A 9,604-nucleotide genomic window follows, 5' to 3' on the forward strand; every position below is an offset into this window, starting at 1 on the left:
CATGAATTATCTGAAAGATAGCCATATATTGGATCATATGCCAATAGCTGTATGTGTGTGCGATATGGCGGGCCTTATTCAAAGATATAATGAACAGGCTGTGCAGTTATGGGGCCGGCGGCCTCAATTGCAGGATCCGAATGAACGTTTCTGCGGTTGTTATAAATTATATCATCCCAACGGAACTCCTTTACCACAAGACCAATTCCCGGCAGCTGAATGCCTGAAAGACGGGGCACCCAAAAAAGATGTAGAACTGATCCTCGAACGGCCCGACCTTTCCCGCATCTATATCCTGGTAAACGTTGTGCCGCTTGTTGATGAAGCCGGCCATCAGGCAGGCGCCATCAATTGCTTTAATGATATTACTGAACAGAAGGGGCTCGTGGAAAATAAAACCCATGACCTGGTAAGAAAAACAGAAGAATTAAAAAAGAGCGAAGAGCGGTACCATAAAATGGTAGAAGAAGTAGAAGATTACGCTATCCTTATGCTCGATAAGGATGGAACCATCATGAACTGGAATAAAGGAGCAGAAAAAATAAAAGGGTATAAGGAGGAAGAAATTATAGGAAAGAATTTCCAGGAGTTTTATCTGTCCGCAGACCGGGAAAAAGGGTTGCCGCTACAATTGCTGGAAGTGGCAAGGGAATCGGGCAAGGCATTGCATGAAGGCTGGCGCAAAAGAAAAGACGGCAGCGCTTTCTGGGGCAGTATCGTACTTACTGCTATTCATAATTACGAAGGCCAGGTGATCGGGTTCACCAAAGTGACCCGTGACCTCACTGAAAGAAAACTGGCTGAAGACCGGATGAAAGATTACCTGGGGCAGCTGGAGTTTCAGAATAAAGAACTCGAACAATTTGTGTACGCCGCTTCGCATGACCTGAAGGAACCTTTGCGCAAACTTCATCTTTACAATAATTACATAGCTGACCAGCCTGGCAACCAGTTGGATGATAAATCAAGAGATTATTTAAACCGGTCGCTAAAAGCCGCAGAACGAATGAAAGCCCTCATTGAGGACCTGCTGATCTATTCCAAGTCCACCTTCAATACCGAAAGCTATAAAGACGTAGACCTGAATAAAATAATTGAAGAAGTGACAGGGATGCATAAAGAGGAACTGGGAGAAGGAAAAGGAATGCTTGTGGCAGAAAAATTACCGGTTGTTCGGGGCGTGCCTTTCCAACTGAAACAACTGTTCTTTAACCTGATCCATAATGCCATCAAATACAAACATCCTGACAGGAATGTAGAAATACGAATAACATCCAGCCTGGTGAATGGCAACAGCCTTTCAGCACCCGGGCTGGATAAACATAAACAATATTTTAAGATCTCGGTGGCAGATAACGGAATTGGCTTTGAACAAACATATGCCGAAAGGATCTTTGAGATCTTTCAACGGCTCAATAATTCAACCAATACAAAGGGATCGGGTATCGGGCTGGCAATCAGTAAAAAAATAGTTCAAAACTATAAAGGGCATATCGAAGCAACAGGAAAGCCCGGCCTGGGCGCCTGCTTTACCATCTACCTTCCAACAGATTAAGAGGCTTTTTCGCAGTAGTTTAACAGCTTTTGGGCCAACCCATGCAATTCTTTCATATTGTCGGGCTTTACAATATATTCTGAAGCGCCGTTATTTATACATTCATGCTTATGCATATAAGCATTGGAGGTGCTTAACACTATTTTGGGAATGGTTGCGTACCGTTTTTTCGATAACATGTAGGAGAGTACTTCCGATCCCTTTAGCTCAGGCATATTATAGTCGAGGATGATCAGACAGGGCAGCGCATCATCAGGAGCGGCGTGCAGAAATTCAATAGCGGAATGGCCATTGAAGAATTTATGCAATATGGCTTCAGGTTCTATATTTAATATGGCTTCTTCTATCAACTCCAGGTCTTCTATATCGTCATCCGCCATTAGTATATTTACTTTTCCCATAGCTAATTGAATGGTGCAAATTTAGAACCTGTACATTAATTTCCGGTAATTAAATTTAGTGGGGAACATTTTCTACATCTGTAGTGTACCCATGGCACGATTTTGTTTTTAGATAGGGAAACAATAAGCTATGGCAGATGACAAAAAGAACGTAGGCAAGCAAGATGATATCCGCGTAGATGCCAAAGATCCCAGTGAGGTGGAGTATTTGCATCAGCAATTTCCCAATAAAACGCATCAGGAGGTCAAAGACGCTATTGAAAAAGCGGGGCCTATGCGCGCTGATATTATCGCTTACTTACATAAAAAGAAATAACAGTAGTACACCTCTTAGGGTAAAAAGGTTGTTCCCGTGCCGCTTCGCGCATCCGGGGCGACCTTTAAATAATTGCAGCATGAAGAAGATCATAATCATCGACGATGACCCTGCCTTACAGGATTCAACCAGCCTGATATTCAGCGACGCTGACTACGAGATCACTGTATTCCCCAATGGAAATAATATTCTCTCCGGTGAGTTTGAGAACCCGGATATATTTATCATCGACAAACAATTACCGGGTGTTGATGGGGTGGAAATATGCAAACACCTGAAAAGCCAGGAAGCAACAAAGAATATTCCCGTTATTATGATGTCTGCCAGCCCGGATATAAGAGAATTCTCAAAAGCAGCGGGCGCAGAAGATTTTATTGAAAAGCCATATTCTTTAAAACAAATGCGCGGGCTGGTGCTGAAATACGCGGGTTAGCCAGGATGATTTTACTTATCAGCTGACTTTTTATAGTTTAGCGGTTCAAAAATCTAGTATTCATGAGAATGCCGCCTGGCCGTTTGGCCATCTTGATCATTAGCCTGTTGTTAGCGTGCCCCGCCTGGGCGCAACACACGCCCCATACGCCCTCTGCAGATTCCAGTAGAAAGTTTACAGCCGATACCACCCGGAAGGATACGGCCCGGTTTAGAAGGAACAACGTGCTTTCTTCTTTATTTGCCGACTCTGCCAAACTCACCACCAGCGATTTTCAGTTACAAATAGAAAAGACCTATCTGATCTTTAATAATGTGAGGAACAAAAGTGAATTGGGCCTGCAGGTGAAATTGATAAGATCGAGGCTGACAGATACCGACTCCATGCTGGCCGTATTAAAAGACAATGTGCTTAACAACAGCGCCGCGCTTAATCTGCGCAATCTGCAGGTGTTCAGGACCCTGTTATTGAACATCCAGGCCAGTTGCAGGGAAGACATGGCAATGCTGGATAGTACCGAAGGTAAACTGGTTGACGTGCGCAACAGCATGAAAACGCTGCTGGGGGATACCGTGATGCGGCACCTGTGGCGCGATTCGGCATTACGCGCCCAGTTTCAACCGCAGTTAAAAGGCATGCGCGAATTGTTCATGGGCTCTACCCAAAAATTACGCAGCTCCCTGGCTGCGGTTAATTTGTTGCAAACGCATGTGTCTTCCAATTCTTTGACTGCCGCCCAATTGCTGGACAAGGTAACTACCTTATTAAATACCTCTACCGCCCGCATCTTTGGCAAGGAGTACAATTACCTGTGGGAGAAAGATACGGTCAGCCTCTCTAACAGCGCCCGCAGTTCGCTGGGCAAAGCGTATGATGGCGAGCGGAAAGCCTTACATTATTATTTTAAAGACAGTAGCCAAAAGCGGTTGTTCCTGCTGCTGATCGGCCTGTTGTTCTTTATCTGGCTCTATCGCAATATCAGAACGCTGAAGCGCCTGAATGCGATGGACAACCTCAGTTACCTGGAATTTGAATACCTGCCGCATAATTATATCGTTGCTGCCTTTATTATGATGTTTGCAGTAGCGCCATTGTTCGATCTGCATGCGCCTTCTGTTTACATTGAATCCATGCAGTTCCTGATGCTGGTAATTCTCACCATCATCTGCTGGAAGAAATGGCCCCGCCGGCTGTTCCTGTACTGGATAGTCATGGTGGTACTGTACATCTGTTTTTCATTCACCCATCATATGGCCGATCCTGGTTTGGGGCAACGCACCTGGTTGATCTTGCTGAATATACTGTCAGTAGTATTTGGCATGTTGTTCCTTTCGCAAATACAACAGAACCTGCCGATGCGCGGCTTCCTGAAGTTTGTGATAAACCTGCATAATATTATGAACCTGGTAAGTGTGTTGTGCAATATGGCCGGCCGGGTTTCGCTGGCCCAAATACTGGGGAGCGCCGCCATTTTTGCCTTTACCCAGGCGATCGGGTTGGCCGTGTTCAGCAAAATATGCATGGAAGCCATCCTGCAACAAATTGTTGCCAGCCGCTTACGCCGCAATATGAAAAGCCGGTTGAATTTTCAGCCTGTGCTCACTGGCTTCCGCCGGCCCATCCTGTTCCTTACGGTGATCCTGTGGCTGATCGTATTCACCACCAACCTGAATATCTATACATCGGTGATGGATACGTTGGGCGTGTTCCTTACCACCCCGCGTAGTATTGGCAGTGCCGAATTTACGTTAGGCGGCGTGTTGCTGTTCTTCTTCATTATCTGGTTCGCGCACCTGCTGCAGAAATACGTGGGTTTCTTTTTTGGCGATACCGGCACTACAGAAGATGATGAGATCCACAACAAAGGACAACGTTCCCGCCTGTTGATAGCGCGCCTTATTTTGTTATGCGTGGGGTATCTGCTGGCAGTGGCTGCTTCAGGCGTGCCGGTTGATAAGATCACCATCGTGCTGGGCGCCCTGGGTGTTGGTATCGGTTTAGGGTTGCAGAATATTGTAAATAACTTTGTATCGGGTATCATCCTCATTTTCGACCGTCCGCTGCAAATTGGCGACGTGGTGCAAATTGGCGATAAACAGGGAAGGGTACGGGAAATTGGTTTACGGTCAAGCACCCTCCTGACCGGTGATGGTGCAGAAGTGATTATTCCCAATGGGGATGTGCTGTCGCAACAGATCGTAAACTGGACGCTGAGCAACAACCAGCAACGGATCCAGTTAAACCTGAGCGTAACCGGTAATAACGATATGGAAGTGGTGACCAACGCCATTAAAAAAGCCATCCTGGCTTCGCACTTTGTATATGAGAACCGGGAACCTTCTGTATTATTCACCAAAGTAAGCGACAATGGTTTCGACCTCACCGTTTATTTCTGGTGTGTTGATATCAGTAAGGCGGGGGAAGCGAAGAGCGCGATCAATCTGTTATTATACCAGCATTTGAAAGCACAGGGAATTCAGTTGAAATAAATGATAAGTTGACCAGTTGACCAGTTGATCAGTTGATCAGTTGACCAGGAATACAAAAGTTAACTTGTTAACTCGTCAACTCGTCAACTGCTCAACCCGTCAACTGCCTTCTGCTTTATTAGCGGGAAGCGTAAAATAGAAGGTGCTGCCTTCACCTTCTTTGCTTTCCACTGAAATAGTGCCACCGTGCCGTTCAATGATCTGTGCACTGATGTACAAACCCAGGCCCAGGCCCGGGTAAGTTTGAATTTTCGGGTTCGAGACCCTGAAGAAACGATTGAATACGTTGTCGATCATGTTTTCCGGAATGCCAATGCCATTGTCCTGCACACTTACCATAATGGCATTTTTAGTGTTCCTGGTGGTGATAGTGATCTTGCTTTCGGGAGCGGAATACTTCACTGCATTTGACAGCAAATTGGTTAATACCTGTGCCATGCGCTCCCTGTCGGCGATTATATTACCGGGTTTGTCAAGGTTCACAATAAACTGATGATTGTTCGAAATGCGTTTTATTTCTTCCACCTGCTCATTGATCAGGTCGTTGATATCAATATTTTGTAATTTTAAAGTTAATTGCCCTTTCACGATCTTGGTGGTATCCAGCAGATCAACGATAAGATGGGCCATGCGATCGATCTGGTTATTTAATTTTTTAACCAGTATAAGGTGCTCAGGGTTGTTTGTCTGTTCAAGCTTTTCCTGTAAAACCTCTCCATATACTTTGATGCTGGTAACAGGCGTTTTCAATTCATGGCTGGCAATAGCAATGAACCCGTCTTTTTGTTGTTCCAGTAATTTCCGGGAAGTGATATCGATGATAAATTCAACGCCTTCTTCCTCACTGATCCGGCTGGCGGAAGACAATGCCCACCAACGGGCGCCATCTTTTTTGATGTATTGTTTTTCATAAGGAACAATACGGCCCGTAGACATGAATTCGTCCATTTTTTTACGTGACCCGGGCAAGAACTCTTCAGGTGTTATTTCGTCCCAGCGCAGCCGCCCCTGGTTTACATCTTCCCGGGTAAAGCCGCACATTTGCAAAAATGCATCGTTGGCGCCGGTAATTTCCCCATTCGGTTTAAAATAAAGAATGCCTACCGTTTCAATGGAGAAAGCTTTCTCTATTCTTTCTTTCGACTGGCGCAATGCTTCTTCTGCCTGTTTACGGGAGGTGATGTCGATAAAGGTGATCACCACGCCGTTGATGTGATCTTCGGCAGTACGATAGGGCAATACCCGCATTATAAAGATCTGGCCTTCGGTGTTTTTTACTTCCCGCTCGATGACGGTAAGCTTTTCCATTACGCTTTCAGCATCCTTCAACAGGTCGTGGTATTGCAATCTGTGTGTAATGTCGGATAATTGACGGCCAAAGTCTGAGGGAATAAGGTTAAAGATCTCGCGCACCGCAGGGGTGAACATGGCAATTCTGAAACTACGGTCCAGAAAGATGGTGCCTATATTGGCGGAGTTGATAAGATTTAGCAGGTTATTGCTGGAAAGGCTGGTTTCCTCGATCTTTATTTTCAGTTCCTGGTTTACCGTTCTGAGCTCTTCATTTATTGACTGTAATTCTTCCCTGCTCGTTTCCAGCTCTTCTGCGGCCGAACGTAGTTCTTCATTCATTGCCTGCAATTCTTCATTCGATGCTTTCAGTTCTTCTGCCTGTAACTCATGGTGTTCATTGGAGTTTCGTAACTGAACTTTTAACAGCATCAGTTCTTCTTCGAGGTGGCGTGATACTGCTTCATCTGATCGCAGGATCACTTCCCGTTGGGCAGGCTCTTCCTCTGTTCTCTCAAACAGCACCAGAATATATTCGTGAGCAATATCGTCTTCCCTGAACACCGGTTTTACATGGATATTGAGGGTTTCTATCCGGTCTTCCAGTTTCACTCTTAGTCCTTTGGCTTCAACGGCAGTTTTTTGCTGGATGGCCTGGTACAGTGCCGAACGCAGCTCAAAACGCAGTTCCTGCCGTACAAGCCGTAACAGGTTTTGAGAAATTTCTCCGCCGGTAAACTGTAAATACGGCGCTGCACGCTCCGATAAATGTACGATATCGTATTCTCTATTAATTACTAACGAAGGCGGTGCATATTGTTCAAGCAATCGAAGATGAAGTTCGCCATAAGTTAACCGTTCCAGCAGCCGGTTCGTTTTTTCTTTACCTGAAACGCCCACCTTCGACTGGCCGGTGTGCAGGGCTGGTATGGTATCCGGGATAGGATACGCGCGAACAATTGATGGACGGCTTTTGAAAATATGATGTTCCCGGCTTACTATATCATACATATTATTGGATGACTCCACTGATTCTGACGTTCCCAGAAAAAGGAATCCGCCGGTATTGAGGGCAAAATGAAACGTTTCCATAACACGTTCCTGCGCAACCCGGTTCATATAGATCAACACATTGCGGCAGCTTATGAGGTCGAGATGGGAAAAGGGCGGGTCCTTGATGAAATTATGATTGGCAAACAAAACCAGCTCTCTTATTTCTTTGCGTATGCGGTATCTTTCTCCTTCCTTATTGAAAAAACGCCGTAGTCTTTCTATTGATACATCGGCTGCATCGTTGATGGTATAAACGCCTTCCCTGGCCTGTTGAATGGCGTCTTCATCAATGTCGGTGGCAAATATCTGTACTTTTGGCGCATCTATCACATGCATCGTTTGCTCGGCGCATATCATGGCCAATGAATAGGCTTCTTCTCCCGTGGCGCAGCCGGCTACCCATATTCTTACCTGGTCTTCATGCTGTTTATTTTTCAGGATGGCCGGTAAAATTTCCAGTTCCAGGGTCTCGAATACTTTTTTATCGCGGAAAAAATTGGTGACCGAAATGAGCAGGTCTTTCATCAGTGCATTTATTTCATCAGGATGGTCCTGCAAAAAGGAAGCATAAGCGATCAGATCTGGTAGATTGCAAACGCTGATCCTGCGTTCAATGCGTCGTAATAAGGTAGGCCGTTTATAGTTAGAGAAGTCATGGCCGGTACGCACCCGTAGCTGCACAAATATTTCCCGTAACGCATTTTGTACTGTTTCGTCCCGGTTTTGGGGTTCTACCGGAATTTGCACCATGCCCAGGTTGTTTTTATAATTAATGATCCTGCCCGGGATCTCCGAAACAAACAATACCGCATCTACCATATCGGATGAAATGGCGTTGCGGGGCATTTCATTAAATTCTGCTTCGCGCGGGTTTTGTACAAAGGCGGCGCCGCCCATTTCTTTAATTCGTTTAAGGCCCATTGAGCCATTGGCGCCGGTACCGGAAAGGATCACGCATACGGCATACGGGCCCTGCGTTTCTGCCAGGGTGCGGAAAAAAATATCTACGGGTGCTCTACGGTCTTCTGTTTGTATGTTAGGGGAAACATTAATATGTCCGTCTTCCATCACCAGGTGTTGATTGGGGGGAACTACGAAAATGCAATCGGGTTCTATCTTTGTTCTTTCAAGTACCTGTTGTACGGGGATCTTTGCCGATAACCTGATCACTTCTGCCAGTTTGCTATCGTGGGAAGGTGATAAATGCAGGATAACTACATACGCAATGCCGGAGTCGGCCGGCACATGTTCAAAAAAAGTTTTCAGCGCCTGAATACCACCGGCAGAGGCGCCAATGCCAACCACGAGGAATTTATGAGGGGCCGGGCTATCAGGAACTTCGTTGTTGAAATTACCCATTATAATAGATTATACTGCAATTTACCTGTTATGGAAGAATTGAAAAAACCAACCGCCTATTTATAAGTTATTGATCCGCCGGTCTTTCCGGTTTCGTTTTTAGTAGAGGCTATTTTCTCCATACCTGGCTGTTCATGGTCATGGATAATTGCCCTGACCTGCCGGCTGTGTTGAAGCGCTTCTTTTGCTTTTTGAAAATACAGGGCCGCCTCATGCGTATTGTTGTTTTCGGCAAAGTGGTCGCCCAGGTGATTCAGCAGCATGGCTGTTTCTTCCATTTCCCTCACTGCGCTCCAAAGGGTATTTTCGGTTTTCTCTGTAATAGAAGCAAGGAGGCTATCAGCGGAATACGCATGGCCGGTATGGCAACGGTAACGAACCAGTTTGCCATCATTGATTATCCCCAAAACCCCCTTACATTCCGGGCATGAGAACGGGCTTAATTTTTCCAGTCCGAAAAATGGATGCACCTTATTCTCATCCTCCTGCGCAATATGCAATTCCATTTCCGTTTTTTTGTTTTCTTCCTCATTCAGGTATTTGATCTCCTTTACCGGTTCTAAAGATAATTTTGCCAGCATTGGACCTATTTGTGCGACCGGTAAGGTGTAATCAACTTTTACTGCCCTTAATGCATTGAATGGCATGGCGGCAACCGCTGCTTCTGCAGGGTCCTGCACCATGGCAATGCCACCTCGTTCTTTGATC

7 protein-coding genes are annotated in these 9,604 nt (G+C 45.6%); 4 read left to right on the forward strand and 3 right to left on the reverse strand.

Going from position 1 to position 9,604, the window contains the following annotated elements; all coding sequences use genetic code 11:
• The coding region (locus tag ACJ751_RS02060) for a PAS domain S-box protein (RefSeq protein WP_407743712.1) at window positions 1-1,555 on the forward strand (1,555 nt) is incomplete at its 5' end.
• Here ACJ751_RS02060 and ACJ751_RS02065 read toward each other — a convergent pair.
• Window positions 1,552-1,956: a response regulator gene (locus ACJ751_RS02065; protein ID WP_407743713.1), complete on the reverse strand. Its 405-nt coding sequence runs from the start codon at window positions 1,954-1,956 to the stop codon at window positions 1,552-1,554. The two genes, ACJ751_RS02060 and ACJ751_RS02065, sit on opposite strands and share 4 nt — an antisense overlap.
• 130 nt (window positions 1,957-2,086) lie before the next feature.
• On the opposite strand from ACJ751_RS02065, the gene ACJ751_RS02070 reads away from it, so the two are divergent.
• The 3 genes from ACJ751_RS02070 (at window position 2,087) to ACJ751_RS02080 (ending at window position 5,194) form a co-directional block, all read left to right on the forward strand.
• Window positions 2,087-2,272 carry a DUF3606 domain-containing protein gene (locus tag ACJ751_RS02070; RefSeq protein ID WP_407743714.1) on the forward strand — a complete coding sequence of 62 codons (186 nt, stop codon included), beginning with the start codon at window positions 2,087-2,089 and terminating at the stop codon, window positions 2,270-2,272.
• 79 nt (window positions 2,273-2,351) lie between these two features.
• Window positions 2,352-2,705 carry a PleD family two-component system response regulator gene (locus ACJ751_RS02075; RefSeq protein ID WP_407743715.1) on the forward strand — a complete coding sequence of 118 codons (354 nt, stop codon included), beginning with the start codon at window positions 2,352-2,354 and terminating at the stop codon, window positions 2,703-2,705.
• 62 nt (window positions 2,706-2,767) lie between these two features.
• A complete protein-coding gene (locus ACJ751_RS02080; RefSeq protein ID WP_407743716.1) occupies window positions 2,768-5,194 on the forward strand; it encodes a mechanosensitive ion channel family protein in 2,427 nt (808 codons plus the stop codon).
• Between the two features lie 99 nt (window positions 5,195-5,293).
• Here ACJ751_RS02080 and ACJ751_RS02085 read toward each other — a convergent pair whose 3' ends face one another.
• On the reverse strand, window positions 5,294-8,896 hold the full coding sequence (locus tag ACJ751_RS02085; RefSeq protein WP_407743717.1) for a CheR family methyltransferase: 3,603 nt from the start codon (window positions 8,894-8,896) through the stop codon (window positions 5,294-5,296).
• Between the two features lie 56 nt (window positions 8,897-8,952).
• The coding region (locus ACJ751_RS02090; RefSeq protein ID WP_407743718.1) for a chemotaxis protein CheB at window positions 8,953-9,604 on the reverse strand (652 nt) is incomplete at its 5' end.

The sequence above is a fragment of the Niastella sp. genome (genome assembly GCF_045805085.1).
In the GTDB taxonomy this organism is placed as follows: Bacteria; Bacteroidota; Bacteroidia; order Chitinophagales; family Chitinophagaceae; genus Niastella.